Annotated in this window: 26 protein-coding genes; 14 read left to right on the top strand and 12 right to left on the bottom strand. The window is 68.3% G+C overall.

What is annotated here, in order from left to right; genetic code table 11:
• Both H7K45_RS26020 and H7K45_RS26015 read right to left on the bottom strand, forming a co-directional pair.
• Complete coding sequence (locus tag H7K45_RS26020; protein ID WP_263998969.1) at positions 1–744, bottom strand: DUF1684 domain-containing protein; 744 nt, start codon at positions 742–744, stop codon at positions 1–3.
• The gene (locus H7K45_RS26015; RefSeq protein WP_263998968.1) at positions 741–959 is read right to left on the bottom strand and encodes a dodecin; all 219 of its coding nucleotides are present in this window, start codon (positions 957–959) and stop codon (positions 741–743) included. Before H7K45_RS26015 ends, H7K45_RS26020 begins: the two co-directional genes overlap by 4 nt.
• Before the next feature lie 365 nt (positions 960–1,324).
• Here H7K45_RS26015 and H7K45_RS26010 point away from each other — a divergent pair, with 365 nt between their 5' ends.
• Positions 1,325–2,755: an NtaA/DmoA family FMN-dependent monooxygenase gene (locus tag H7K45_RS26010; protein WP_263998967.1), complete on the top strand. Its 1,431-nt coding sequence runs from the start codon at positions 1,325–1,327 to the stop codon at positions 2,753–2,755.
• Positions 2,756–2,758: 3 nt separating this feature from the next.
• Here the strand turns inward: H7K45_RS26010 and H7K45_RS26005 are convergent, their stop codons facing one another.
• Complete coding sequence (locus H7K45_RS26005) at positions 2,759–3,253, bottom strand: GAF domain-containing protein (protein WP_263998966.1); 495 nt, start codon at positions 3,251–3,253, stop codon at positions 2,759–2,761.
• A gap of 68 nt (positions 3,254–3,321) precedes the next feature.
• Here H7K45_RS26005 and H7K45_RS26000 point away from each other — a divergent pair, with 68 nt between their 5' ends.
• Both H7K45_RS26000 and H7K45_RS25995 read left to right on the top strand, forming a co-directional pair.
• A complete protein-coding gene (locus tag H7K45_RS26000; protein WP_263998964.1) occupies positions 3,322–4,770 on the top strand; it encodes an HNH endonuclease signature motif containing protein in 1,449 nt (482 codons plus the stop codon).
• 124 nt (positions 4,771–4,894) lie between these two features.
• Positions 4,895–5,545, top strand: coding sequence for a GPR1/FUN34/YaaH family transporter (locus H7K45_RS25995; protein WP_263998962.1), 651 nt, complete (start codon positions 4,895–4,897; stop codon positions 5,543–5,545).
• A gap of 6 nt (positions 5,546–5,551) precedes the next feature.
• Here H7K45_RS25995 and H7K45_RS25990 read toward each other — a convergent pair whose 3' ends face one another.
• Both H7K45_RS25990 and H7K45_RS25985 read right to left on the bottom strand, forming a co-directional pair.
• Complete coding sequence (locus H7K45_RS25990) at positions 5,552–7,567, bottom strand: glycoside hydrolase family 15 protein (protein WP_263998961.1); 2,016 nt, start codon at positions 7,565–7,567, stop codon at positions 5,552–5,554.
• 33 nt (positions 7,568–7,600) lie between these two features.
• Positions 7,601–8,839, bottom strand: a complete 1,239-nt coding sequence (locus H7K45_RS25985; RefSeq protein WP_263998960.1) for an FAD-dependent oxidoreductase — start codon at positions 8,837–8,839, stop codon at positions 7,601–7,603.
• A gap of 23 nt (positions 8,840–8,862) precedes the next feature.
• On the opposite strand from H7K45_RS25985, the gene H7K45_RS25980 reads away from it, so the two are divergent.
• The 6 genes from H7K45_RS25980 (at position 8,863) to H7K45_RS25960 (ending at position 13,164) form a co-directional block, all read left to right on the top strand.
• Positions 8,863–9,057 (top strand): hypothetical protein, encoded by a 195-nt coding sequence (locus tag H7K45_RS25980; RefSeq protein WP_263999326.1) that lies wholly within the window; start codon positions 8,863–8,865, stop codon positions 9,055–9,057.
• Between the two features lie 93 nt (positions 9,058–9,150).
• The gene (locus H7K45_RS31725) at positions 9,151–9,267 is read left to right on the top strand and encodes an Ms4533A family Cys-rich leader peptide (RefSeq protein WP_372512644.1); all 117 of its coding nucleotides are present in this window, start codon (positions 9,151–9,153) and stop codon (positions 9,265–9,267) included.
• 124 nt (positions 9,268–9,391) lie between these two features.
• Positions 9,392–10,432 (top strand): sulfate ABC transporter substrate-binding protein, encoded by a 1,041-nt coding sequence (locus tag H7K45_RS25975; RefSeq protein WP_263998959.1) that lies wholly within the window; start codon positions 9,392–9,394, stop codon positions 10,430–10,432.
• Positions 10,429–11,271, top strand: a complete 843-nt coding sequence (cysT, locus tag H7K45_RS25970; RefSeq protein WP_263998958.1) for a sulfate ABC transporter permease subunit CysT — start codon at positions 10,429–10,431, stop codon at positions 11,269–11,271. The genes H7K45_RS25975 and cysT overlap by 4 nt, the downstream gene beginning before the upstream one ends.
• Complete coding sequence (gene cysW, locus H7K45_RS25965; RefSeq protein WP_263998957.1) at positions 11,268–12,080, top strand: sulfate ABC transporter permease subunit CysW; 813 nt, start codon at positions 11,268–11,270, stop codon at positions 12,078–12,080. The genes cysT and cysW overlap by 4 nt, the downstream gene beginning before the upstream one ends.
• A 19-nt stretch (positions 12,081–12,099) precedes the next feature.
• Entirely contained in the window at positions 12,100–13,164 is a 1,065-nt protein-coding gene (locus H7K45_RS25960) for a sulfate/molybdate ABC transporter ATP-binding protein (RefSeq protein WP_263998956.1), read from the top strand.
• Here H7K45_RS25960 and H7K45_RS25955 read toward each other — a convergent pair.
• The 6 genes from H7K45_RS25955 to H7K45_RS25930 all read right to left on the bottom strand — a co-directional run bounded on the left by H7K45_RS25955 (position 13,136) and on the right by H7K45_RS25930 (position 20,348).
• On the bottom strand, positions 13,136–14,968 hold the full coding sequence (locus tag H7K45_RS25955) for a zinc ribbon domain-containing protein (RefSeq protein WP_263998955.1): 1,833 nt from the start codon (positions 14,966–14,968) through the stop codon (positions 13,136–13,138). The two genes, H7K45_RS25960 and H7K45_RS25955, sit on opposite strands and share 29 nt — an antisense overlap.
• On the bottom strand, positions 14,965–16,590 hold the full coding sequence (locus tag H7K45_RS25950; RefSeq protein WP_263998953.1) for a S53 family peptidase: 1,626 nt from the start codon (positions 16,588–16,590) through the stop codon (positions 14,965–14,967). Before H7K45_RS25950 ends, H7K45_RS25955 begins: the two co-directional genes overlap by 4 nt.
• Positions 16,591–16,680: 90 nt before the next feature.
• Positions 16,681–16,947, bottom strand: a complete 267-nt coding sequence (locus tag H7K45_RS25945; RefSeq protein WP_263998952.1) for a hypothetical protein — start codon at positions 16,945–16,947, stop codon at positions 16,681–16,683.
• Positions 16,948–17,146: 199 nt separating this feature from the next.
• On the bottom strand, positions 17,147–17,869 hold the full coding sequence (locus H7K45_RS25940) for a sirohydrochlorin chelatase (RefSeq protein ID WP_263998950.1): 723 nt from the start codon (positions 17,867–17,869) through the stop codon (positions 17,147–17,149).
• Between the two features lie 6 nt (positions 17,870–17,875).
• A complete protein-coding gene (locus H7K45_RS25935; protein WP_263998948.1) occupies positions 17,876–18,610 on the bottom strand; it encodes a phosphoadenylyl-sulfate reductase in 735 nt (244 codons plus the stop codon).
• 64 nt (positions 18,611–18,674) lie between these two features.
• Positions 18,675–20,348: a nitrite/sulfite reductase gene (locus H7K45_RS25930; protein WP_263998947.1), complete on the bottom strand. Its 1,674-nt coding sequence runs from the start codon at positions 20,346–20,348 to the stop codon at positions 18,675–18,677.
• A 299-nt stretch (positions 20,349–20,647) separates the two neighbouring features.
• Between H7K45_RS25930 and hemW the strand changes: the two genes are divergently transcribed.
• The gene (gene hemW, locus H7K45_RS25925; protein ID WP_263998946.1) at positions 20,648–21,802 is read left to right on the top strand and encodes a radical SAM family heme chaperone HemW; all 1,155 of its coding nucleotides are present in this window, start codon (positions 20,648–20,650) and stop codon (positions 21,800–21,802) included.
• Between the two features lie 4 nt (positions 21,803–21,806).
• On the opposite strand, the gene H7K45_RS25920 is transcribed toward hemW, so the two are convergent.
• Positions 21,807–22,121, bottom strand: a complete 315-nt coding sequence (locus H7K45_RS25920; protein WP_263998945.1) for a type II toxin-antitoxin system VapB family antitoxin — start codon at positions 22,119–22,121, stop codon at positions 21,807–21,809.
• Positions 22,122–22,242: 121 nt separating this feature from the next.
• Here H7K45_RS25920 and hrcA point away from each other — a divergent pair, with 121 nt between their 5' ends.
• The 4 genes from hrcA (at position 22,243) to H7K45_RS25900 (ending at position 25,608) form a co-directional block, all read left to right on the top strand.
• Positions 22,243–23,274 carry a heat-inducible transcriptional repressor HrcA gene (gene hrcA, locus H7K45_RS25915; protein ID WP_263998944.1) on the top strand — a complete coding sequence of 344 codons (1,032 nt, stop codon included), beginning with the start codon at positions 22,243–22,245 and terminating at the stop codon, positions 23,272–23,274.
• A 51-nt stretch (positions 23,275–23,325) separates the two neighbouring features.
• Complete coding sequence (gene dnaJ / locus H7K45_RS25910; RefSeq protein WP_263998943.1) at positions 23,326–24,483, top strand: molecular chaperone DnaJ; 1,158 nt, start codon at positions 23,326–23,328, stop codon at positions 24,481–24,483.
• Positions 24,484–24,498: 15 nt separating this feature from the next.
• Complete coding sequence (locus H7K45_RS25905; protein WP_263998942.1) at positions 24,499–25,248, top strand: 16S rRNA (uracil(1498)-N(3))-methyltransferase; 750 nt, start codon at positions 24,499–24,501, stop codon at positions 25,246–25,248.
• Positions 25,249–25,332: 84 nt separating this feature from the next.
• Positions 25,333–25,608 (top strand): hypothetical protein, encoded by a 276-nt coding sequence (locus H7K45_RS25900; RefSeq protein ID WP_263998941.1) that lies wholly within the window; start codon positions 25,333–25,335, stop codon positions 25,606–25,608.
• Positions 25,609–25,689 lie beyond the last annotated feature (81 nt).

Genomic DNA, 25,689 nt, shown 5'->3' with positions numbered 1-25,689 from the left:
TCAGCGGGGAAGGCGCTCGCCCGCCTCGACGGCGACCTCCAGCCTGTTGACCGCTGGCGCCACCGGGCACGTCGCGAAGTCGGTGAAGGAGCACGGCAGGTTGGCAGCCCGGTTGAAGTCCAAGGTCACCGACCCGTCGGAATCGGGTTGCGCGACCGACAGCGACCGCGCTCCCGGATGGGTGGTCACACCACTCGTCGCGTCGGTGAACAGGACATGCAGTTCACCCGTCGCTCGACCGAACACGACCAGGCGTTGAGGCGTGCCGGCCAGGGTGAAGTCGACGACGCCCACCGCGTCGTGGTGGTGCCGGAGTCCGTCGACCACCGCGCCCGTCGTCACCTTGCTGGGGCGCTCATAGGGGGTGAACGTCCCCGTCACGACCCATGTCTCGCTGGGCTCATAGGTCGGGATGCCGCGGTAGGCCGCCAGCCGAGGTGACGCCGGATCGTGGACCCGTAGGGCGACCGAACCCGTCCGACGGATGACCTCGATGCGTCGTTCCCCGTCCTCGACGATCAGACCCGGAGCGCCCTCCACCGGCTCGAGCCGCTCCACTCCCGGGACACCGTCGACGTGTACGGCATCAGCATCGGCTCGCCAACGCCCCGGCAAATCCGCCACGCGCTCGAAATCTTCTCCGAGCCAATGCAGCCCGGTGATGCTGACCCAGCCCAGCGGGTCACCGAAGTAACGCTCGCGCTCGGCGTGCCACTGCGCCCACTCCGTCTCGGTCGTGGTCATGACGGGCTCTCTTCGAGGCGGAACCCGACCTTGAGGGTCACCTGAAAGTGGGCCACCTGGCCATCCTCGAGCTCACCTCGCACGGCCTGCACCTCGAACCAGTCGAGGTTGCGCAGCGTCTTGGAAGCCCGGCTCACCCCGTTGCGGATGGCGGCGTCGACCCCGTCGGGTGAGGTGCCGACGATCTCGACTATCCGGTAGGTGTGCTCGCTCATCGTGTCTCCTTCGTTGGGGCCCCGTCGTCTGAGTCAACCGCATGGCGGCGGATCTCGTTCGGCTTCCGACCAACGTGATCGAAACGACCGGCCACACCATGTCAGTACGAAAGCCATTGTGCGGACAGGGTGTTGGCCGGTCGGCTGCGCACGAGAAGTGGTGGCGCGCGGAGCACTCGGCGGCACTGACAATCGGCACTGCTTAACCTCGGCCCATGTTCGAGCACCACGAATGGGCCATTGACAAGGTCCGCCTCGATGCCTGGTGGCCGTGGGTCGTGCTCGCCGTGGGCATCGCCATCGTGACGGTCGGCGGCATTCTCTTCAGTCCCTAACGCGTCCTCAACGACCACATCGGAGATTTCATGCCAAAGCCGGCGAACGATCGTCCGCTCTACTTTTCGGCATTCGTGATGAACACCCCGTCCCACGTCATCCACGGTTTGTGGCGTGACCCGGCGGCGGCCAACCACGAGATCAACTCGCTTCGGCACTGGGTCGACCTGGCGCGCTATCTCGACGGCGCTGGCTACGACCTGATGTTCTTCGCCGACGTCAGCGGCCTGCGGTCACCGTGGAACGGCTCCTATGAGTTGGTGGCGCGGGAAGGCATGCAGATCCCCACCAACGATCCGTCGGTGCTGATCTCCGCACTTGCGACGGCGACTGAGAATCTGGGCCTGGTCTACACGAGTTCGATCGCGCAGAGCCTGCCGTTCGACTTCGCCCGGCGCATCTCCACCCTGGACCACTACACCGATGGCCGCGTTGGCTGGAACATCGTGACCAGTTTCTCCGACAACACCTATCGGAACTACGGCCACGACAAGCTCGTCGAGCACGATCTGCGCTACGAGATCGCCGAGGAGTACGTCGACGTCCTCTACAAGCTGTGGGAGGGCTCGTGGGACGAGGACGCGCTGCGCGCCGACAAGCAGGCCGGTGTGCATGCGGATGCCGAGAAGATCCACAAGATCAACCACGTTGGCGAGCACTTCTCGGTCGAGGGGCCGCATTTCGTGACACCGTCACCGCAGCGCGTTCCGGTGCTGTTTCAGGCCGGCGCGTCCCCGGTGGGTCAGCGCTTCTCGGCCCGCAACGCCGAGGGCGTGTTCATCTCCAGCCCGGACCCTCAGTCGGCCCGCGGCCTGATCGAGGAGACGCGAGCGCTGGCAGCCGATTTCGGGCGCGACCCGTATGACGTGAAGTTCTTCCAGGGTCTGTCGCTTGTCGTCGGCCGCACGTCGGAGGAGGCCAGGGAGAAGGAAGCTCGGATCGAGGAGCTGTCCAGCGTCGAAGGCGTGCTGTGCCATATCCTCGGCGACGCGGGCATCGACGCGGGGGCGCTGCCGCTGGACACGCCGCTGTCGGAGCTTGGCCAGTTCCGGGGAGTTCAGGGCTGGATCCGATGGGCAGGGGAGGCCGCGGGAGACGCCGAACCCACCATCAACGATCTGGGCCGTGCCTTCGAGCGGAGCAGCCGCATCGTCGGATCGCCCACCGAGATCGCCGACAAGCTCGAAGAGTGGCGTGACGCGGGCGTCGACGGGGTCAACGTGTTCCACGCGGTGCGCCCCGGCACCTTCTCCGACATCGCCGAACTGTTGTTCCCGGAACTGCGCAAGCGTGGGTTGCTCAGCGACGACAAGTCGGGCACGCTGCGGCACAAGCTGTCTGGCGGCGGGCCCGACCGGCTGCCCATCACCCATCCGGCCGCGAAGTACCGCGGCGCGTTCACCGACAACTCGTTGGCGGACAAGGTGGCCGAGCCGCTGACTCTGCCCGCACGGGTGTAGACGCTAACCGAGGGCGGTGCCGTCCTCGGCGACGATCGTCTCGACCGCGCCGCGTAGCCGTTCCAGCTCGCCGCGTTGCTCGTCGGTGTAGTCGCGGGCCTCGTCGTCCAGCACGCACACGGTGCCGACCACCTTGCCCTCCTGGTCGTGCACGGCCAGCCCCAGATAGTTGTGGAGGCCGAACTCCTTCTCGTCCTCGTTGCCCGCGAAGGTCTCGTGGGCGCGGGAGTCACGGACGAAGAGATCGGCGTCGGTGTCGACGATGCGCTCGCAGTACAGCGGTACCCGACTGGCGTCGTCGCCGGCCTTCTTGCCTGCCGCCCCCACGGTGTAGTGCTTCGTGGCCTCGCCTGCGGTGGCCGCGACGACCATCGAGTCGGGTTCGGAGCGCATCACCAGAACGGACTTCACCCCGAGTCGCTCGGCCACTCGCTCGAGGTCGGCGGAGAGCGCGGCGAGGCCGTCGGTGGTGTCGGTGCGGTGGGGTTCGGAGGTCATCTGACGATCTTCGCCCGCCGCGCCATTTCGGTCGAGCCTTGTCGGACCGTGCAATTACAATCGAACGCATGTTCGATACCCCGACCGCGCCATTCGGCCTGCTGCAGCGAGTCTGCTCGGCAGCCCGAGCGGAGTCGTGCGCGGCGGGTGAACGGTTGGCGGCGATCGGAGAATTGTTCGCACTGCGCTGCAGCCAGGCCGAGGAGACCACGGAGTGGGCGGTCGACGCCGAGGCTGCGGTCACGGCCGAGGTCGCCGCGGCGCTCGGTGTCAGTCAGGCCCTGGCCGGAAGCCAGCTGCGGTACGCCCGCGCCCTACGTGAACAATTGCCGCTGCTCGGCCGAGCGCTCATCGCCGGTGACATCACGGAGGCTACGTTCCGCACCTGCGTGTTCCGGACGGGTCTCGTACACGACGACGACGCCCTTGCGGCGGTCGACCGAAGGCTGGCACTCGAAGTGCCGAGATGGGGTCGACTGAATAAGCAGCAGATCATCGGGCGCATCGACCGGATCGTCGCCGGGGTGGACCTCGACGGGGTGCGGCGGCGCAAGGAGCGCGTCGCCGGTCGGGAAGTGTTCATGGCCGACGTCGACCGCGGGCTCTCGCAGCTCGACGCCACCTTGTCGTCGCCGGATGCCCACGCGTTCAGCGAGCGACTTACGCAGCTGGCCGTGACGGTCTGCGACTCCGATCCACGATCGATTGCCGAACGTCGGGCCGACGCGTACGGCGTTCTCGCCATCGGTGGTGACCGGCTCGGGTGTCAGTGCGGGTCGACGGATTGCCCGGCAGGCGGACGGGCCGCCAGTCCGGTGGTCATCCACGTCGTCGCCGAGGTGGCCACAGTCGACGGCACCGGCGGGGCGCCAGGGGCGATGCTCGGATTCGAGGGCCTAATCCCGGCGGAGCTCATTGCCGAACTCGCCAAGTCGGCGCGAGTCCGCCCGCTCGTGCACCCCCTCGACGCGCCACCCGAATCGCACTACGTCCCGTCGGCGGCCCTGGCGGACTTCGTCCGCTGCCGAGATCTCACATGCCGTTTTCCGGGGTGCACCGTCCCTGCCACCCGCTGCGACGTCGACCACGTCATCCCTCGCAGTCAGGGCGGGCCCACCCAGGCCTCCAACTTGAGCTGTAAGTGTCGAACTCATCATCTGCTCAAGACGTTCTGGGGGTGGCGAGACGAACAACTCGCCGACGGCACTCTGATCTGGACCTCGCCGGCGGGGGACAGGTATGTCACCCACCCGGGCAGCGCCTTGCTGTTCCCCGGGTCGACCATGCCCACTGGCGAAATCGCCCCTTTCGAGCGGGCGGAGGTCTGCGGCGACCGGTCGGTCATGATGCCCCGCCGACGCCAAAGCCGGGATCGCGACCGCGCCGCGGCGATCCTTGCGGAGCGCCGGCGCAATCTGCACGCGAGACTGGCTCCCGTCTGCGACGTGGACGTCGACTACGACGATCTGCGCTATGAGGACACGTTTCCCCGGCCACCGGACCCTCCGCCGTTCTGAACCGGGCCATTTCCTCCGGGTGATCGGAAGTGTCCACCTTCGCGCTGCGACGGCCTAGGGTCGCAGTCGACGGATGCGCTGTCGTAAAGGCATCTGCTGCAACGCTTTCCGCGAAGGAGTTCTCATGACCGACCTTGCCACCAGGGAGCCGTTGACACCGGCGGCCGACGCCTCGACCGTCGACGCCCCGCCGACAGCCGCCCCCGCGCGGGAGGGCAATCCGGGGTTGCTGGCCCTTCCGTTGGTGATCGCGGGTGGATTCGGGCTCGGGTTCACCAACACCGGCATCGTCGACGTCGCGGCGGCTGCGGTGCCAATCCTGTTGTCGGCCACCTCGGTTGGTCTGCTCCTGGCCACGGTGTGGGCTGCGGCGCTGGGGCAGAACGTCAACGCCACGGTCTACGGGGTGTTCTTCGGTTTCTACGCCAGCTATGCCGTGCTGTCCCTCGGCCTCACGCACGACTGGTTCGGCATCACCGCGGCCGGCGCAGGACCCACCACGGCCCTGTGGCTCGGCAGCTGGCTGCTGACCATCGGGCTGCTCACCGTGCTGGTGCTGCGGCTGCCGTGGACCTATCCGTTGTTGCTCGCCATCGTCGACGTCGCCCTGGTGCTCCTGCTGGTCGGCAATCTGACCGGCAGCACCGCGGCCACCCACGCCGGCGGGTGGTTCGTCTTCGCCTTCGTCGCGCTGGTCGCGTACTACTACGTCGCCGCCCTGTGGGAGGAGACCGGGGGACGCGCGCTGCCGCTGGGCCGGCCGCTCGTCGGCTGACTCACCTCACATCGGTGCGTTCGCGGGCTGGAACACGCCCGTGCTGTCGGCCTCTTCCTCGGCGCGGATCACGTGCACCACGGCGTTGATCAACGCCAGATGGGTGAACGCCTGCGGGAAGTTGCCCAGATGGCGACCCGTCCGCGGCTCGATCTCCTCGGCGTAGAGATGCAGGGAACTGGCGAATGACAGCAGCCGCTCGCATAGATGCTTGGCCCGGCTGATCTCGCCGATCTCCACCAGGGCCGAGACCAACCAGAACGAACAGATGGTGAACGAGCCCTCCTCACCGGAGAGGCCGTCGTCGGTCTCCTCGGTGCGGTAGCGCAGCACCAGGCCGTCCTCGGTGAGCTCGTCGGCGATGGCCAACACCGTCGCACGCACCCGCGGATCGTCGGGCGGCAGGAACCGCACCAGCGGCACCAACAGCAGCGACGCGTCCAGCGCATCGTGCCCGTAGCGCTGCGTGAGCGCGCCACGGTGGTCAACGCCGTGGGCCAGGATGTCGGCCTTGATGTCCTCGGCGATCGCCCGCCACTGCTGGGCGTAGCTCTTCTCACCCTGCAGGTCGGCCAGCTTGGACCCGCGATCCAACGCCACCCAGCACATCACCTTGCTGGAGGTGAAGTGCTGCGGCTCGCCGCGCACCTCCCAAATCCCGCGGTCGGGCTCGCGCCAATGCTTGATGGCCTCCTCGACCTGAAGCTTCAGCACGGGCCACAGCGTCTCGGGAATCTGCTCGCGCGACTTTGCGTGCAGATACACCGAATCCAGCATCGACCCCCAGATGTCATGCTGCATTTGGTCGTAGGCGCCGTTGCCGATGCGGACCGGTCGAGAGTTGTCGTACCCGGACAGGTGGTTGAGCTCGTCTTCGACGAGGCTGCGCTCGCCGCCGACGCCATACATCACCTGAAGGGGATGGCGCTCACCGTTGTTGGCCCCCGACACGTCGGCGATGAACGAGAAGAAGTCGTCGGCCTCGCGATCCAACCCGAGGGTGTAGAGCCCCCACAGCGCGAACGTCGAATCCCGGATCCACGAGTACCGGTAATCCCAGTTGCGTTCGCCCTGAGGAGTTTCCGGAAGCGACGTGGTGCTGGCCGCCAGCAGCGCGCCGGTGGGGGAGTAGGTCAGGCCCTTGAGGGTCAGTGCGCTGCGTTGCAGGTAGGACCGCCACGGGTGATCGGGGAAGTCGCCGATGTTGATCCACTGCCGCCAGCACTCACTGGTCTTCCACATCTTGTCGGCGGCCTCTTCGAAGGTCTGCGGCGCAGGGTGGCCCGACCAGCTCAGCGCCACGAACACGTTGTCGCCCTCGGTGAGTCGAGTCCGGGCGCGCGCCTCGTGACCCTCCAGGCCGATCCGCAAATTGGTGGTCAGCCGTAGCGTCGGGTGCGCCTCGGGATTCTTGCTCGAACGCGCGATCGCCTCGCCGTAGGCCTGCGCGGAGTACTCCCACGTCGCCGGCTCGCGGTGATAGTCGAACGCCGGCTCGCAGCTCATCACCAGCTCCACCACGCCACTGACGCACCGGACGGTGCGCAGCAGGATGTGTTCGGCGTCCCAGTCCATCGGCGTGCGGCGGTGGGTGCGCGACCGGGTGTCCAGGTCGTGCCACGGACCCATCACCAGTGCGTCGCGCACGATCAGCCACCCGGTGTGCGTCTGCCAGGTGGTCTCCATGATCAGGCTGCCCGGCAGGTAGCGGCGGGCCGACGGCACCGTCACCCCGTACGGTGCCAACCGGAAGTGTCCCGCTCCGCGGTCGAGGATCGCGCCGAAGACGCTTGGCGAATCCGGTCGCGGCACGCACAACCACTCGACCGAACCGGCCGAGGAGATCAGGCAGGTGTTCTCGCAGTCGGACAGGAAGCTGTAGTCCGCGATCGGCGGGAACGGGTTGCGCAGCGGCCCGCTGGGAGCGTACGGCACGGGTGCGGTGACCGTGTACGGCGCCTCCGGCACGTGCTCGGCGTCGTCGGATGAGCCGTTGCTGGACCCAGCTTGCTGCAAAACCATTTCGACATCATCGACCGGGCGGCCCTCCGGCGTCTACTCGTGCGGCTCCGGTCGTCTCGCGTAGGCCGGCGCGCGCTCGGGAAGGGGCCCGATCGCCACCGCATAGCCCGCCACGGTCCGCAGGAACGGCACCCGGCCCAGAACCCGGACCGCGACGGGCGGGGCGTCCGAACCGGACCCCTCGACCGAGGCCGCGATGAGCCGATCGTGCACGATCCGCTGCATGCCTTGAATGAGCGCGGTCGGAATCCACCGTCTGACCTGGATGCGCGCCAGGTCCCTGGTGGGGACGCGGCCGGAGCGCAGGGGAGCGGCCAGGACGCGCGCCGCGGCCACCGCGTCCGCCACCGCCAGGTTGATGCCGACACCGCCGACCGGCGACATCGCATGGGCGGCGTCGCCGATGAGCAGCAGCCCGTCGACGTACCACCGGCGCAGCCGGTTGAGCTGGACGTCGAGCAGCTTGACGTCGTCGAAGGACGTCAGTTCGCGCACGCGGTCCGCCAGCGCGGGCACCAGCTCGGCGACGGTGCGCTGCAACGATTCGATGCCCTCGGCGCGTAGTCGGGCGTCGGCTCCCTTCGCGATGATGTACGCGCACTGGTAGTAGTCGCCGCGGTCGATGACGATCATGGCGTGGCCGGAGGTGAAGACCCCCTCCAGACCGGGTGGGTCACCGTCACCGCGGGGCAGCCGGAACCACCAGACGTCCATTGGAGCGCCGAAGACTCTGTGCCGCAGCCTCATCGAGGCGCTCAGGGTCGAGCCGCGGCCGTCGCAGGCCACCGTCAGGTCGGCTCGCATCTCCTGGATTTGGCCGTCCGGACCGCGGTACCGGACCCCGGTGACGGCCCCGTCGCCACGACGCAGGGGTTCGAGCACCTCGGTGTTGCGCATCAACCGGAACGTCGGCTCCTGCTCCGCGGCGGTGGCCAGCAGCTCCAGGAAGTCCCACTGCGGTACCAGGGCGATGTGCTTGTGCGGGCCGGGGATGTGTCGCAGGTCGACGTCGACCGGCACGCCCTGTACCGACATGCCGATCGTCTCGATCACACGATGGGTGAGCCGTTCGAAGTCCTGGCCCAACCCGAGGTCGTCGAGCAGTCGCAACGTGCTCGCGTGCACGGTGTCACCTCGGAAGTCCCGGAGGAAGTCGGCGTGCTTCTCCATCACTGTGACGTCGACGCCGGCGCGGGCCAGCAGCAGGCCCAGCATCATTCCGGCGGGACCGCCGCCGGCGACGAGGCACGACGTGGACTGGGGCCCGTTCATCAAATGATCGTAGGGTGGATGAGGTGAAGGGCATCCTGAGTTGGTGGGACGGGGTCGAACTTTGGCTGTCCGGCCTTGGCTTCGTCGTGCAGACGGTGGTGGTGATGCCCGTGGCGCTGGCGTTGGCCTATCTGGTCGCGGTCCTGCTCGACGGCGCGTTGGGCAACGGCATCCGCCTGCTGCGGCGCGACAAGCACGCAGACGGGGATCCGTCGTGACCGGCATGCCTCGTTCCCGGGTGACATTGGTGCTGGTGGCGCTGCTATTGCTCGTCGTCGTGATGTGGTTGCTCGCCAGGTAACGGCACGTCGATGTGGTCTGTTACGCTTCGCGCCATGCACGCAGCTTCCAGCAGCGCCGAGAGCCATGTCTTGGCTCTCATCGCCGTGGGAAATTGCGCTGTCGCCGATGTGCACTGTTGTCGCTGACCCCCATTCCGTTGCGCGGTGTGGTGTCGGTCGCGGCATGTCGAATGCCTAAGAGCTGATACGTCCCCTCTCCGACGTGGCGGGTACCAAAACCCATGATCCGCCGCTAGGAAAGGCCTCATCCATGTCCGTCCTCACCCAGAAGTCGAAGCGGTCGCTGACCGCCGTCGGCGCCCTCGCCGTCACGGCCACCCTGCTGGCCGGGTGCGGCGGCGGTGCCAGCGACGTCGCCGGTGGTAGCTCGGGGCCCGCCGCCGAGACGACCCTGACCCTGGTGGCCTACGCCGTGCCGGAGCCAGGCTGGAGCAAGATCATCCCCGCCTTCGCCGCCACCCCCGAGGGCAAGGGCGTCGCCGTCACCGCCTCCTACGGCGCCTCCGGCGACCAGTCCCGTGGCGTCGTCGACGGCAAGCCCGCCGACATCGTCAACTTCTCCGTCGAACCCGACGTCACCCGTCTGGTCAAGGCGGACAAGGTGGCCAAGGAGTGGAATGCCAGCGCCACCAAGGGGATTCCCTTTGGCTCGGTGGTCACCTTCCTGGTCCGCAAGGGGAACCCCAAGGGCATCAGGGACTGGAACGATCTGCTCAAGCCCGGCGTCGAGGTCGTCACCCCGAGCCCGTTGAGCTCCGGCTCGGCGAAGTGGAACCTGTTGGCGCCGTATTCCTTCGCCAGCAACGGCGGCCAGAATGAGCAGGCCGGTCTGGACTTCGTGAACCAGCTCGTGACCGATCACGTCAAGGCGCGTCCGGGCTCCGGTCGCGAGGCCACCGACCTGTTCATCCAGGGCAGCGGCGACGTCCTCTTGGCCTACGAAGACGAGGCGATCAACGTCGAGCGGCAGGGCAAGCCAGTCGAGCACGTCACCCCACCGCAGACCTTCAAGATCGAGAACCCGGTGGCAGTGGTTACCTCCTCGCAGCACGTCAAGGAAGCCACCGCGCTGAACAACTTCCTGTACACCCCCGAGGGTCAGAAGCTGTGGGCGCAGGCCGGTTTCCGTCCCGTCGACCCCGCGGTGGCGGCCGAGTTCGCCAATGACTTCCCCGCGCCGCAGAAGCTGTGGACCATCGCCGACCTCGGCGGCTGGAGCAAGGTCGATCCCGCCCTGTTCGACAAGGACAACGGCAGCATCACCAAGATCTACAAGCAGGCCACGGGATGACGGCAGGCCTAGCGCCGAGCACGGAGGCGCCGGGTCGACTGCGCCGCGCCCGCGGGACCACATCGCTTCGCGTCGGTGCGGCAACCCTGTGGCTTAGCGTGATCGTGCTGCTGCCACTGGCCGCCATCCTGTGGCAGGCGGCCGGTGCCGGCTGGTCGGCGTTCGTGGATGCCGCGACCTCCAACGCGGCCCTGGAGTCCTACAAGGTGACGCTCTCGGTGTCCGTCGGTGTCACGTTGGTGAACCTCGTCTTCGGGCTGCTGGTCGCGTGGGTGCTCACGCGCGACGACTTCCCGGGCAAGCGGCTGGTGGACGCCGTGATCGATCTGCCCTTCGCCCTGCCGACGATCGTCGCCAGCCTGGTCATGCTCGCGCTGTACGGCCCCAACAGCCCCGTCGGGCTGCACCTGCAGCAGACCCGATGGGGCATCGGCATCGCCCTGCTGTTCGTGACGTTGCCGTTCGTAGTGCGGTCGGTGCAGCCGGTGCTGTTGGAACTCGACCGCGAGGTCGAGGAGGCCGCGGCGTCACTGGGCGCCAACAACTGGACCATCTTCAGCCGCGTCGTGCTGCCCGCACTGTTGCCGTCGTTGTTGTCCGGCGCCGGCCTGGCGTTCTCGCGGGCCATCGGCGAATTCGGTTCGGTGGTGCTCATCGGCGGCGCGATCCCCGGCGAGACCGAGGTGTCCTCGCAGTGGATTCGCACCCTCATCGAGAACGACGACCGCACCGGTGCCGCGGCGATATCCATCGTGCTGCTGGCGGCGTCCTTCCTCGTCCTGTTCATCCTGCGGGCAGTCGGTTCGCGAGCGGCCAAGCGTGAGGAGCTGTCGCGATGATCCTGTCCCGGACGGCGCGACTGCTCCTCCGCTACGTGGCGCTGGCCTACATCGTGATCCTCGTCGTGGTGCCGGTGGGGCTCATCCTGTGGCGCACGTTCTCGCCGGGGATTGGCACCTTCTTTGCCTCGGTGAGCACTCCCGCGGCGATCTCGGCGCTGCAACTGTCGTTGTTGGTCGTCGCCATCGTGGTGCCACTCAACGTCTTGTTCGGCGTCCCCACGGCATTGGTTCTGGCGCGCAACAAGTTTCGCGGCAAGAGTGCACTGCAGGCGGTCATCGACCTTCCGTTCGCGGTGTCACCGGTGGTCGTCGGTGTCGCCCTGATCCTGCTGTGGGGGTCCGCCGGCGTCCTGGGGTTCGTCGAGAACGACCTCGGCTTCAAGATCATCTTTGGCTTGCCCGGCATCGTCCTGGCCAGCATCTTCGTCACGGTGCCGTTCGTCATCCGCGAGGTCGAGCCCCTCCTGCACGAGCTCGGCACCGACCAGGAGGAAGCGGCCTCGACGCTGGGCTCGCAGTGGTGGCAGACGTTCTGGCGCATCACCCTGCCGTCCATCAGGTGGGGCCTGACGTACGGCATCGTGCTGACCATCGCCCGGACCCTTGGTGAGTACGGCGCGGTCATCATGGTGTCGTCCAACCTTCCCGGCACCTCGCAGACCATGACGCTGCTCGTCTCCGACCGGTACAGCCGCGGTCAGGAGTACGGCGCCTACGCCGTCTCGACGGTGCTGATGACGGTCGCGGTGCTGGTACTGATCGTCCAAGTAATCCTCGACGCCCGGCGTGCCCGGGCGGCAAAATAGGTTCGGGCTAGGAGACCTCATGACTTCCGACCAGGCCAACGCCATCACCGTGCGTGGCGCCAACAAGCGCTACGGCGACTTCGTCGCGCTCGACGACATCACCTTCGACGTTCCCGAGGGGTCGCTGACCGCCCTGCTGGGTCCCAGCGGATCGGGCAAGTCGACCCTGCTGCGCGCCATTGCGGGGCTGGACCAACCCGACACCGGCACCATCACCATCAAGGGACGCGACGTCACCGGGGTCCCGCCGCAGCGACGTGGCATCGGCTTCGTGTTCCAGCACTACGCCGCCTTCAAGCACCTCACCGTGCGCGACAACGTGGCCTTCGGTCCGAAGATCCGCAAGATGCCCAAGAACGAGATCAAGGACAAGGTCGACAGCCTGCTCGAGATCGTCGGGCTCGCCGGCTTCCAGAGCCGTTACCCCAGCCAGCTCTCCGGTGGGCAGCGTCAACGCATGGCGCTCGCACGTGCCCTCGCGGTCGACCCCGAGGTGCTGCTGCTCGACGAGCCGTTCGGCGCGCTGGACGCCAAGGTGCGGGAGGACCTGCGGGCCTGGCTGCGCCGGCTGCACGACGAGGTGCACGTCACCACCGTGTTGGTGACCCACGACCAGGCCGAAGCGCTCGACGTCGCCGACCGCATCGCCGTTCTCAACAAGGGTCGGATCGAGCAGGTCGGTTCGCCCACCGACGTCTACGACAATCCGGCCAATGGTTTCGTCATGTCGTTCCTGGGCGCCGTGTCGTCGCTGAACGGCACGCTGGTGCGCCCCCACGACATTCGCGTCGGCCGCAATCCCGACATGGCGTTGGCGAACGCCGACGGGAGCGTCTCCTCGACCGGCGTCGTCCGTGCCGTCATCGATCGCATTGCGGTGCTGGGCTTCGAGGTTCGCGTCGAGTTGACCAACGCGGCCGACCAGTCGCCGTTCACCGCGCAGATCACCCGCGGCGACGCCGAGGCACTGGGCCTGAAGGAGGGCGACACCGTCTACGTGCGGGCCACCCGGGTGCCGCCCATCCCCGGTGACGTCGAGCTGCCGGCCGCCGACCTCAGCGCGGCGGGTCTCCCCGCCACGTAAAGCTGTTGACGTACTTCGCCATGTCGAGGGCGAGGAAGAAGTTGGCACCCGAGGGATGCCCGGAGCCGAACTCGGGCGTGAACTCCCGGTACGGACCCGCGGCCGCGGCGATCAACGCGTAATCGTTCTTCACCCCGACCATGACGAGCACTCGGTTGCGGTCGTCGTCGCCGATCGCGTCGGCGGGATAGTCGTCGGCCAGCTCGCCGTATCCCAGTTGGTATCCCACGAAGGCATTGGGGATCTCGTAGTCGAACGTCGCGTCCGGGTAGTGCTCCCGCAGCATGTCGTCGGCGATCTGCTTGGGCGTCTGACCGTTGGCGGGTTGGCCGAACAAGCGCAGGGTGCCGCCGTCGCCGGCGAGCAGGTCGAGCACCACCCCGTTCGGCTCGAACGTGGCGTCGTATGCGGTTTCCGGTCCGGGATAGGACACCGAGAACTGGCCGTCGGCGGAGCTGAACCGTGGATTGGTGGCCACGGGTGTGGCGATGGGTGGGGTGCCGCAGTCGGGCGGGCACACCACCGCCGCCTCCTGCGGTACGAGCCAGACCGACGCCGCGGTGCAGCCGGCAGCCACCACGACTACCGCGACCGTCAGGACTGACAGCAGACGAACCGGCGAGATCGAACTCACCGGTGCGGGAGGCTCGGACCGCCGACGGGCCCGCGACGACTGTGACGCGGCCAGACCGGCCACGCCGCACCGGGGGCAGAACGGCAGATCGGGGACGACGCGCTCGCACTCGGCACATTGCAGCACCGCGTCGGGCATACCGGCGACGTCGGGTTGCGCGTGCAACAGCGTGCAGTGCACCACGATTCGCAGCACGTAGAGCGCGACCACCGTCAGAACCGCATAGACCACCGTCTCGACGACGCTGGGCGGAGAGACGAAGTCCAGCACGCCCAGCCCGAGGTAGGCGACGAGCCCGAACCCTATCGACGGCAGGGGGGACGTGAGCGAATACCACCGCGGCCGGTGGCCGGTGTCGCGCCGCGGCACGAACCACAGGGTGGCCCCCACCGCGCCGCCCACTGCAGCGGCCGTCAACGGCACCGCGATGCCCTGGATCAAGCCGCCGACGACCAGGTCGACGGCGGACTGACCGTCGGTGTCGACTGGGCCGCCGGACAGTTCGGGCAACAGGGCCGTCATGCTCCCCGCGGTGACGAAGCAGATTGCTCCGAACGACCCGATCATCATGCCGCGCAACGGCTCTCGGGAGCCGGGGCGCACCCTTTGGATGACGACCGTCGGCGCCAGCACCAGTATCAAGAAGCCCACCGGGATGCCAAGGCAGGTGAGCAGCAGGTCGAGCGTGCTGGCCGGCAGGCCCAGCGCGTCGTCGTCGACGCGTGCCGCAGCCAGGTCGGTCGCAATCCTCCAGCCGACGCCACATGCGATGCTCAGCACGGCGCTCACCAGCAACGCGGCCGCCAGTCGGTCGGCGACCGCGTCGGCCACGGCGAGATACCCCAGGAAGACCATCGGCAGCCCGACACCGACGACGCCGATGAGCGGGGCCAGCCACATCGGCACGGCCATTGCGACCAACAGGACGACGACGCCGGTCAGCGCAACGCCGAACGCCACGCGCAGATGCCGCGGCGCCCGAGGAAACACCGTGCTCGGCACCGACGGACGAAGCACGTGCTCGCGAGGAGCAGCGGCGTAGGCCGACAGCCGGAGCCACGACGGCCCGTCGCCTCGCCGCGCGGACGCCGCCGCCCCGCAGTTGCCGCAGAATTCGCCCTCCGGGACGACGACGGCGCAGACGCGACACGTCATCGTCGTCTCCGTCATCGAGGCGCCATTCCCTTCTGGATGGCCAGGAAGTCACGGGCCAACTGTGCGACGTTGGGGCTGCCGAGCCCGGTCGCCAGGTCGTAACCCGGGGCCGCTACGTCGACCGCACTGCCGCCAAGCATCACGTCCCGAAACCCCGCTTCACGGGCGCCGGCGGCGACGCGGTAGAGCAGCGGGTTGAGGTCACCGAGACGCTGTCCGCCGTTGGCCAGCAGATACTGGTTCATCAGCGCGGTCAAACCGGCCCATACGGGTGCCGCCTGCGACGTTCCGGCGCCCACCAAGTCTTGCTGGTCGAATCTGATGCGGACGCCGGTGAACGGATCGGCAAGGGCGGACACGTCGGGGGTGAGGCGTCGCTGCTTCTTGCCGGAGTCCCGCTCCACGGTGAGCCTGCGCTGCCACGCCGGCCGCGGAAACAGCTTGGACACACCGCCGCTGGTGCCTTGCGACAGCGGCGAGTCGATCCACGCCTGCTCGGCCAGCCACTGGCCGTTCTCGTCGGTGGACAGCGTCGTGCCGCCCACCGACGTCATGCCGGGGAGCGACGAGATCGCATCCAGCCCGACGTCGTCCGGGCCCGGAGCCGAGGACCAGTTCGGTCCGCCCTTGCACTCGAGCCCTCCGGTGTCGCCGCTGGCGTCGAAGGCCGAGGTCGAGTTGCGGTGTGCGCGTTCCAAGGCGGACTGCACCGGCTTGAGATCGGTCGCGGTGATCAGGGCGTCACAGCCCCACCCGATCGACAGGCTCCACACGGCGCCGGGGAACTGCTGATTGGTGGCGTCGAACATCTCGGCGATGCGCTCGTAGGTGCGACCGCCCTCCAGCGTCGGACGGGCGTTGACCACCACCATCCGGGCGTCGGGCGCAATCGCATGTGCCACTTCGAGATCCATCACCGTCTCGGCGCGTGACTCACTCGGCTGACCGCCCACGAGGATTGGCTTGAGCGGTGGCAGTCCGGACATCGACGCGAAGTCGTCGAGGTCACCCTGGTCGTACCCGCTGAACGCGAAGAAGACGATGGTCTGTCCCTTGCCCGTAAATCCCGCCTCGGTAAGGGGATTGGCGTTGTACGCCGTCAGCAGGGCCGTCGGCGTCAGCCCCTGGCTGGGCACGTCGAGCGGGATGAAGTCGGGGCGCGCCTCGCGGTGGGGGGTGAAGCCGAGGATGCGGCCGAGGTCGGTGACCGTGGTGCGGACCGCGGCGGGCACCTCGGGTTGCTGGGGGGAGGCGTAGAAGACTTGCCCCTGTTTGCCGCGGTAATCGTGTACGGGGACGTCGAAGGCATCGGCGACGACGTGGGGGGCACCCTCGACGATCGCCCAGTCCTCACCGCTTTGCCACCGTACGTCGAGTCCCTTGGTCGCAGCCCAGTGCAGCAGCGGGTCGGGCCGGGTCGACTCCCGGAGGCCGACGGTCAGCTGCGCGTGATCCAGCCGCGAGGGACCGAGATCGTCTGAGCTGGCCAGAAGATTGGCATAGGGACCGGCGATGGTCACCGCGGGTCGAGCCGGCGGTTCGGATCGGTGATCCGAGATCAGGACGGTCACCCCGGCGATCAACGACATGGTCAACGAGCATCCGGCCACGCGTGCGGCGATGCGTCGATCGAACATCAGGGACTCCCGGTCACCGTCGTCGACTCTGCAGGGACGCCACTGTGTGACGCCCCTGCAGAATGTCGAATTGCCTTGCGGCGACCGGAGTTAGGAACTGCTGCCGTTGCGGTGAGTTCCGGGCTCGCCGGTGGGAGCCGGCGGTGCCTTCACCGGCGGAGAGAAGCTGTTCGCCCCACCGGGGGTGATGCTCTTCTCCGTCGGGGTGACGGACGGCGCAGTGGTCGTCGTCGTGGTCGTGCTGCTGGGTGCGGGCTTCTCGCTGCTGCTACAGCCAGCGGTGAACGCACCCATCGTGATGATCGCACCGCCACCGATGACCAACGCCACGCGACGAGTGAAACGATCTGCATTCATGTTCTATCCCAATCCAATCCCCGAATTGCGATCCGACGACCGTTTGCGGGGCCGTGGGCGGCTGGACGCCGCCGTCAATATCATGCCACGAGATGAGCAAATCGCGTACTGAATGCCCGATTCGGCGACCAGACGCCCCAACTTGCCGATAGCGGCCGAGCCGTCGCCCCGGTGAGGCCGACGGCAAACCGCCGACGAATCAGGCGGCGACGCGGGCCAGCCGCACGGCGTCGTAGCGGTCGAGCAGGGCGGCGGCGACCAGGTTGTGGGACCCGAGCGGTTCGGCCATCGGGATGCCGAGCTCGGCGGCCGTGGCGGCGACGCGATCGGTGATGCGGCCGTGGGCCAGGAACCACGGTGCGACGACGAGACGTCGTGCGCCCCTGCTCCGAAGCCGGGTCGCGGCCTCGGCGACGGTCGGATGCGGGCCGGTGGCGAAGGCCACCTCCACCGCTGCCCATCGCGTCCGAGCGGTCAGCGCGTCCGCCAGTGTCGCCGTCCTGGCGTTGGCGGCCGCACTCGACGATCCGACAGCGACCACCACGACCCCCACGTCGCGACGGTCGGCCGGCGCCCCGGCGGCGGTCACGCGTTGTCCGAGCAGCGTGACCAGGTCGGGGTCCTCGCCGAGCGCTTCGGCGACCTCGACGGTCGCGCCGGACTCCTCGATCACCGCCGGCAGGTCGACCCTGGCGTGATGGGCGCTGGCCAGCAGCATCGGGACCACCACCGCGGGTGCACCGCACCGCGCGAGGTCGGACAGCACGTCGCCGACGTAGGGCTGCGACTTCTCCAGGAATGCAGCACGGACCTCGAGTCCGGGCCGCAGCCGGCGGATGCGGCCGGCCAGCGCGTGCGCCACCTCCGGTGAGCGGGGGTCCGCGCTGCCGTGGGCCGCGAGGATCAGAGCGGGGTCAGCCATCGACCGTCACGAGGCGTGAAGCCCGCACTCCGTCTTCGACAGACCGGCCCAGCGACCGCTGCGGGGATCGGCGCCGTCGATGGGCTTCGCCGTGCACGGTGCGCACCCGATCGACGGGTAGCCCTCGAAGACGAGCGGATTGACCAAGACGTCGTTGGCGTCGATGTAGGCCTGCATGTCGTCGTCGGACCAGGCGGCGATGGGGTTGATCTTCACGAGCCCAAAGGCCTTGTCGTAGCTGATCAGTGGGGCGTTGGCCCGCGTCGGCGATTCGACGCGGCGGATCCCGGTCACCCACGCCGAGTAGCCCTTGAGCGCCTTGCCAAGTGGTTCGACCTTCCGCATGCGGCAGCAGGCCGCCGGATCGGTGACGAACAGGTTCTTGCCGAACAGTTCGTCCTGCTTCGGCACGTCGTTCTCGGGCGTGACGTTGACCACGTTGACCCCGTAGACGGCCTCCACGGCATCGCGGGTGCCGATCGTCTCGGCGAAGTGGTAGCCCGTGTCGAGGAACAGCACGTCCACGCCGGGGCGCACCTTGGCGGCCATCGCCACCAAGACCGCGTCCTGCATGTTCGACGCCACGACGTATCCCGATGTCGCCGGCAGCCCGGCTCCGTAATCACCGCCGAACGTCTCGTCGGTCCACCGCAGCAGCTCGTCGGGGCTCGCGCCGTCGAGTTCGGCCGCGCCGCGCTCGGCGATGGCGATCAGGTCGGTCTCGGTCATCACGTCTGTCATCGCTACCTCTGTCCTCTGTCTTCGCGCAAGCGGCTCATCGACTTCACACTCTTCGCGCGAGCGCTCATCGAAGATCAGCTTCATCGGCCCGAACGGCCCACGTTGCAAAACGCTCGCCGTCCTCCCTTTGTTTCACGAAATTGCGGACCACCCGCTCGATGTAGTCACCGAGCTCGGTGCTGGTCACCTTGTGTTGACGCAGCTTTCGGCCGAACGCGCTGTCCAGGCCCAGGCTGCCGCCCAGGTGCACCTGGAAGCCCTCTTCGGGACCGTTTCCGTCGTCGACCATCTGGCCCTTGAACCCGATGTCGGCAATCTGGATGCGGGCGCACGAGTTCGGGCAGCCGTTGATGTTGATCGTCACGGGGACGTCGAGTTGAGCGTTGAGGTCCTCCAGACGCGTCTCGAGCTCCGGGGCCAGCAGCTGCGAGCGGCTCCGCGTCTCGGCGAACGACAGCTTGCAGAACTCGATTCCCGTGCAGGCCATCAGGTTTCGCCGCCAATGCGACGGCTTGGACGGCAACCCCAGCGCGTCCAGCCCGTCGCGCAAGGTGTCGAGCTGATCGTCGGGCACGTCGAGGATGACGAGCTTCTGGTACGGCGTGAACCGGATCCGGTCCGAGCCGGCGGCCTCGGCGAGGTCGGCGACCTTGGTCAGGATCGCGCCCGAGACGCGGCCTGCGATCGGGGCGACGCCGACGGCGTTGAGGCCGTTCTTGAGGCGTTGTACGCCGACGTGGTCGATGGGCCGCGGCACCGGCGTCGGCGCGGGTCCGTCCAACAGCGGACGCTTGAGGTACTCGGTCTCCAAGACCTCGCGGAACTTGGGGATGCCCCAGTCCTTGATGAGGAACTTCAGCCGAGCCTTGGCGCGCAGGCGGCGGTAGCCGTAGTCGCGGAACACGCTGACCACGCCCTCCCACACGTCGGGCACCTCGTCGAGCGGCACCCACGCGCCGACGCGTTGGCCCAGCATCGGGTTGGTCGACAGGCCACCGCCGACCCACAGGTCGAAACCGGGACCGTGCTCGGGGTGCTCGACGCCGATGAACGCGACGTCGTTGATCTCGTGCACCACGTCCTGCAGGCCCGAGATCGCGGTCTTGAACTTGCGCGGGAGGTTGGAGTACTCGGGCTTGCCGATGTAGCGCTTGGTGATCTCGTCGATGGCGGGGGATCCGTCGATGACCTCGTCGAGCGATTCGCCGGCCAGCGGCGAGCCGAGCACGACGCGGGGGCAGTCGCCGCAGGCCTCGGTGGTCTGCAGGCCGACCTCGTCGAGGCGCCGCCAGATCTCCGGCATGTCCTCGACCCGGATCCAGTGGAACTGCACGTTCTGCCGGTCGGAGATGTCGGCGGTGTCGCGGGCGAACTCCGTGGAGATGCCGCCGAGGGCGCGCAGCGCCGCCGCGGTCAGCGCACCGCCGTCGGAGCGCACCCGCAGCATGAAGAACTCGTCTTCGAGCATGTCGGTGTTGTCGTCACCGGTCCAGGTGCCGTCGTAGCCGGGCTTGCGCTGCGTGTAGAGGCCCCACCAGCGGAAACGTCCGCGCAGGTCGCCCTTGTCGATGCTCTCGAAGCCGCCCTTGGCGTAGATGTTCTCGATGCGCCCGCGAACGTTGAGCGGGTTGTCGTCCTTCTTCGCCTGCTCGTTGGCGTTGAGCGGCTCGCGGTATCCGAGCGCCCACTGGCCTTCGCCCTTGGGTCGCTTTACGGGCTTGGCGTCGGCTTGGGTCATGCGGATGGCCCCTCTCGAGGGAGCCAGCGTAGGAATCGCGCGTCGTCACCGGTGGCTGTCCGGCGGCGCAGATCCGGCGGCCAGCTGAATTACAGGTGGACAGGTCTACGGCGTCAAGGCAGACAACAACAGGTGCATACGCGCTTGAAGTCGACGTGCCGACGGGACACCAGCGAAACGCGGGTGGAAGTCCGGGCGGCAGTCACGCTCGCCATTCTGCCATGAAGCCCGCCATGGACCCCAACCGGCCAAGTCTTGCGCTCACCACGAGCATAATTCGGCTCTGGAAGACTGGACCGATGCTCACCGGACGTTCTGCGGCGCGCCCATTCGGGGTGTACGTCCACGTCCCGTTCTGCGCGACCCGCTGCGGGTACTGCGACTTCAACACCTACACCCCGGCCGAACTGGGTGGTGCGAATCCCGACGGCTGGCTCGAGGCGATGAAGCTCGAGCTCGAATTGGCGGCCCGCCAGCTGTCGGCCCGCGGCTCGGTGCCCGAGGTGGCCACGGTGTTCGTCGGCGGCGGCACCCCGACGATGCTCGGCGGGGAGCGGCTGGCCGCGGTGTTGGACGCGGTGCAGGCCAACTTCTCGTTGGCCGTCGACGCGGAGGTCACCACCGAGGCCAACCCGGAGTCGACCACCCCGGAACTGCTCGACCGCCTGCGCACGGCCGGCTTCACCAGGATCTCGCTGGGCATGCAGTCGGTGGCGCCGCACGTGCTGGCCGCGCTGGACCGGGTGCATTCGCCGGGTCGGGCGCTGGCCGCTGCCGCCGACGCCCGGGCCGCGGGCTTCGAGCACGTCAACCTCGACCTCATCTACGGCACGCCGGGGGAGAGCGACGACGACCTGGCCCGTTCGGTGGACGCGGCGATTGGAGCCGGCGTCGACCACGTCTCGGCGTATGCCCTGGTGGTCGAGGAGGGCACCGCGTTGGCGAGACGGGTGCGCCGCGGCGAACTGCCCGCACCCGACGACGACGTGCTCGCCGCCCGCTACGAACTGCTCGACGCCCGCCTCTCCGCGGCGGGCTTCGACTGGTACGAGGTGTCCAACTGGAGCCTTCCGGGTGGGGAGTGCCGGCACAACCTCGGCTACTGGGACGGTGGCGAATGGTGGGGGGCCGGCCCGGGGGCGCACGGCTACACCGACGACGCGCGATGGTGGAACGTCAAGCATCCCAACGCCTATGCCGGTATGCTGGCCCGTGGCGAATTGCCCGTCGGCGGTCGCGAGGAGCTCAGCGCGCCCGAACGGCACACCGAGGACGTCATGCTGACGGTGCGGTTGCGCGGCGGCTTGCCGGTCAGCCTGCTCGACGCCGAGGAACGGTCGCGGGCCGAGGAGCTGTGCCGCAGCGGCCTGCTAGTGGACCGGGGCGAGGCGATGGTGTTGACCGACCGCGGCAGGCTGTTGGCCGACGCCGTCGTGCGCGAACTACTGGCCTGAGCCGCTAGGGCTGCTGATCGAGCGGGAAGTCCATGTCGTAGACCCGTGCGTGCAGGACGGCCCGGTTGCGCAGCGCGGCCCGGACCGCTTGATGCACACCGTCTTCGAGGTACACGTTGCCCTCCCACCGGACGGCGTGGGGGAAGAGGTCGCCGTAGAACGTCGAATCCTCGGAGAGCAGACGGTCCAACTCCAGCACGGTGGTGGTGGTGACCAACTCGTCGAGCCGGATCTGCCGGGGAGGGATCTGCGCCCATTGCCGGTAGGACAGGTTGTGCTCGGGATACGGCTTGCCGTCGCGGACGCCCTTGAAGATCATCGTCGCGTCCCGGTGAGCACGTCGTCAGGCTATCTGTTGACCGACCGGTTGGCACCGCGCGGCGGTGCGGCGCGTCGGCGCTGCTGGGCGACGTAAAATGACGACGACTGGGAGGTGAACCATGGGTACTGCAGATGATCGTCGTTTCGAGGTGCTGCGCGCCATCGTCGCCGACTTCGTCTCCACGAAGGAGCCGATCGGTTCGAAGAGCCTCGTCGAACGCCACAACCTCGGCGTGTCCAGTGCCACCGTGCGCAACGACATGGCCGTTCTGGAGGCCGAGGGGTACATCACCCAGCCGCACACCAGCTCGGGTCGGGTGCCCACCGAGAAGGGCTACCGCGAATTCGTCGACCGCCTCGACGACGTCAAGCCGATGTCGTCGGCCGAGCGCCGCGCGATCCTCACGTTCCTGGAATCGGGCGTCGACCTCGACGACGTCCTGCGTCGGGCGGTCAGGCTGCTCGCTCAGCTGACCCGCCAGGTCGCGATCGTGCAGTACCCGACCCTGTCCACGTCCTCGGTGCGTCACCTCGAGGTCGTCGCCCTCACGCCGGCGCGCCTGCTCTTGGTCGTGATCACCGACTCCGGCCGCGTCGACCAGCGGATCGTCGAACTCGGCGACGCCATCGACGACGGACAACTCTCGACGCTGCGCGAACGGCTCGGGCAGGCGCTGGAGGGCAAGCCGATCACCGCCGCGTCGGTCGCGGTCTCGGACCTGGCCTCACAGCTCGTCGGTCACGGCGTTCTCGGCGACGCGGTGGGGCGGGCGGCCACAGTGCTCGTCGAAACCCTGGTGGAGCACTCCGAGGAGCGTTTGCTGCTCGGCGGCACCGCCAATCTGACGCGAAACACCGCCGACTTCGGTGGATCCCTGCGTTCGGTGCTGGAGGCACTGGAGGAGCAGGTCGTGGTGCTGCGCTTGCTGGCCGCTCAGGAGGAGGCCGGTAAGGTGACGGTGCGCATCGGACACGAGACCGCGGCCGAGCAGATGGCGGGGACGTCCGTCGTGAGCACCACCTACGGCAGCTCGGGCAAGGTGTTCGGCGGAATGGGTGTGGTGGGTCCCACTCGGATGGACTATCCGGGAACCATCTCCAACGTCGCCGCGGTTGCTCTGTACATAGGTGAAGTCCTGGGCGCCCGCTAGGCCCCGGGAACGACGGCGACTGCGGATTCACGAAGCTAAGAAGGGTTTGGCGTGGCACGCGATTATTACGGCCTGCTTGGAGTGAGCAAGGGCGCGAGCGACTCGGAGATCAAGCGCGCCTATCGCAAGTTGGCGCGCGAGCTGCATCCCGACGTCAACCCCGACGCGTCGGCACAGGAGCAGTTCCGCGAGATCGGCGTCGCCTACGAGGTGCTGAGCGACCCGGAGAAGCGGCGCATCGTCGACCTCGGCGGGGACCCGATGGAGAGCGCCGGGGCGGGTGGATTCGGAAACGGCTTCGGCGGGGCCAACTTCGGTGGCCTCGGTGACGTCTTCGAGGCGTTCTTCGGTGGTGGCGGCGGCGGGGGTCGCGGTCCGGTCGGCCGGGTGCGTCCTGGGGCGGACTCCCTGCTGCGGATGCGACTCGATCTGGCCGAGTGCGCGACGGGCGTCACCAAGCACGTCACCGTGGACACCGCGATCCTGTGCGACCTGTGCCAGGGCAAGGGCACCCACGGCGACTCCAAGCCCGTCACCTGCGACACCTGCGGTGGCCAGGGTGAGGTGCAGTCCGTCCAGCGTTCCCTGCTCGGTCAAGTCATGACCTCGCGCCCCTGCCCGGTGTGCGCGGGCGTCGGCGAGGTCATCCCGGACCCGTGTCACCGTTGTGGCGGTGACGGGCGGGTGCGCGCGCGCCGCGACATCAGCGTCAAGATCCCGCCCGGCGTCGGTGACGGCATGCGGGTGCGGCTGGCGGCCCAGGGCGAGGTCGGCCCCGGCGGCGGCCCCGCGGGTGATCTCCACGTCGAGGTGCACGAGACCCCGCACGACGTCTTCGTTCGTGACGGCGACGATCTGCACTTCACGGTGTCCGTGCCGATGGTGGACGCGGCGCTGGGCACCACGGTCTCGGTCGACGCGATCCTCGACGGTGACACCGACATCGTCGTCGCCCCAGGAACGCAGCCGGGCTCGGTCACGACCCTGCGTGGCCACGGGATGCCCAACGTGCGGTCCGGCGTGCGGGGCAATTTGCACGCCCACATCGAGGTCGTCGTTCCCACGCGGCTCGATCACCAGGACACCGAGCTTCTGGGCAAGCTCAAGGAGCACCGCGTCCGCGACGTGGCGGAGGTCAAGTCGACGCAGGCCGCACCCGGCGGCGGAGGTTTGTTCAGCCGGCTGCGCGAGACGTTCACCGGCCGCTAGCCAGGCCGGGCCGCCGTGAGTCGCGCACTGTTCTACGTCGACGCGGTCCCCGAGGTCGGCGCTCTCGTCGCCGTGGACGGTGACGAGGGCTTTCACGCCGCCTCCGTGCGCCGCCTCCGTGTCGGTGAGGAACTCGACCTCGGCGACGGGACGGGCACGGTCGCCCACGTCGTCGTCGACGCCGTCGCCAAGGGCTCACTGACCGCCCGCGTGCTGAGCAGGCGCGTCGTCGCGCCGTCCGCCCCCGACGTCACGGTCGTGCAGGCTCTGCCGAAGTCGGACCGCTCGGAGTTGGCGGTGGAACTGGCCACCGAGGCGGGCGCCGACGCGTTCATCGCGTGGCAGTCGGATCGCTGCGTGGCCCGGTGGGACGGAGCGGCCAAGGTCGAGAAGGGACTGCGGCGCTGGCAGGCGGTGGCCCGGTCAGCCGCCCGGCAGTCCCGCCGACCGCACGTCCCGCCGGTCACCACGCTGATGTCGACCAAGGAGCTGGCCGCGCACGTGCGATCGGTCGTCGACGGGACGACGGTGCTGGTGCTGCACGAGTCCGCGACCGTCCCGCTGGCGGCAGCCGGCGTCGCCGAGGCCCGCTCGCTGATGTTGCTGATCGGCCCCGAAGGCGGCATCGGCGAGGACGAGCTGCGTGTGTTGACCGACGCCGGGGCGACCGCCGTGCGGCTCGGTCCCAGTGTGCTGCGGACCACATCGGCGGCCGCAGTGACGCTTGGCGCACTCGGCGTCCTGACGTCGCGCTGGTTGATGTGATCGTCATCGCCGCGAAACGTCCAGGTTTCTTCTCTACCGGAATTAATCGTCTGATCAGTGCGTTCGTGCAAGCAGACCGGTCGGATGGCTCCACCGCCGGTCGACTTCACCACAGAGGGCACGAAAGAAGAAATGAAGAACACGAAGAAGATCGGACTTGCCACCCTCGTTGCCAGCGGCTTTGCTGCGGGCATTCTTGGGGTCGCCGCTCCGATGCAAGCGACCGCATCCGCCGAAACGCTGCCGGTGCTGGAAATGCCCGGCTACTCCGCCGGTGTCGACCACGACCGCAAGGTCAAGTCGGTACTCCCGGCCGTCAACATCGCCCACGCCGACAACACCGTGCAGCAGAGCCGCTGACACGCACCACTCGACGAAGGGGCACCCAGCACGGGTGCCCCTTCTTCGTTGGGTCGACTCGTCCTTTGAGGTGGCGTGGTG

Source organism: Mycobacterium yunnanensis, assembly GCF_025823185.1.
Classification (GTDB): domain Bacteria; phylum Actinomycetota; class Actinomycetes; order Mycobacteriales; family Mycobacteriaceae; genus Mycobacterium; species Mycobacterium yunnanensis.
This window is presented reverse-complemented; position numbering and strand designations above follow the sequence as displayed.